We start from the raw sequence: 1,143 nt of genomic DNA, 5'->3' as shown, positions 1-1,143 counted from the left end.
GTCGTGGACTTATGCTGCGATACGGCCGACAAGAGATTTACAGAGAATTTCTCAATTTCCGTGTCGTTAAATCTGGAAAGAGTAAACACTCTGAACTCATATGGAAGTGGGGCGTCATTGTATCCAACTATCCTTGAAGTAGCCAATGCAGGGCAGTTCGGATGAACCAGAGAAAATTCCTCAATCTTTGCCGCTATTTCCCTTCTCATTCCAACGTTGAGTATTTCATCCAGCCCGTCAAAAATTATTACCGCTTGACCAACATTAAGAAGAAAGCCGACAAATGCGGCACACTTCCTGTCGTCATTTGCAAAAATAATTCTTAGCTCGTCTACAATGTAGTCCAGAAAATTATAGCTGGGGTTTGATCGCACTCTTTTCTCAAATGCGCGAAGGACGATCCGCAATGGAATTTTCAGGTCGCTGACATCGAAGTGCTTCGCTTTTGGTGCCGCCGCTTCGAGAATTATTTGGTTAGCCAAGTCATAACATAGCAATTGTGTTAGCGTCGTCTTACCGCCACCCGGATCTCCCAATATTACCGCATTGAAGAAGGTGCGCCGAAAACTTAAAAATGGCACTGGCTGACCGCTATCACGATGCGCATCTCGGTGTGGCATCACTGCATCGGATTTGGAATGTACCTCTTCCATTCTAGCTGGCACTACTAGCTTCTTAATGGGAACCTTTCTGGCTCCCTGTGTTGTTTCAACTGTTAGTGTTTTGTTTTGAACCTCAATGTGTCGTGCCACCTTAAGGCGCGTTTCAAACACTTCTTGCGCTGTGAAAATTTCAGACTTATCAAGATTGTTTGCAGAATTTATAATTGCCTCAAGCCGTGATAGAACCTCATCGCCCCTCTTATTTACCACATCAATTATCGACTGCGGCCCCAGCGATGTTGAAAATCGAGCCTTAATAGCTGCGGTCAGGAGTTTGAACAGCTTATCTGCATCAACGCCTTCCATCGAATAGGTATCGAGCAGGCGTTTAAATGGCATGAATAACGGCGCCGGGTCGCGGCCAATCATAACCAATTGCTTTATTGAATCTGGAATCGAGCTGCGCATTAGCTCGTAAAGGAAATTCTGCATCTCATTTGTGTAGGAGCCGAGCTCATGTCCCACATATTTTGTGAGATCG

General features: G+C 45.2%; 1 protein-coding gene. It reads right to left on the bottom strand.

The features are described from left to right. Positions 1-1,094, bottom strand: a 1,094-nt coding sequence (locus tag PKE99_RS37640; RefSeq protein WP_271215041.1) for an NACHT domain-containing protein, incomplete at its 3' end; no start/stop codon positions are given. Positions 1,095-1,143 lie beyond the last annotated feature (49 nt).

The organism is Pseudonocardia halophobica (genome assembly GCF_027922425.1).
Classification (GTDB): domain Bacteria; phylum Actinomycetota; class Actinomycetes; order Mycobacteriales; family Pseudonocardiaceae; genus Pseudonocardia; species Pseudonocardia halophobica.
Note: the sequence above shows the minus strand (reverse complement) of the source record. Positions and strands in the feature narration are given on the sequence as shown.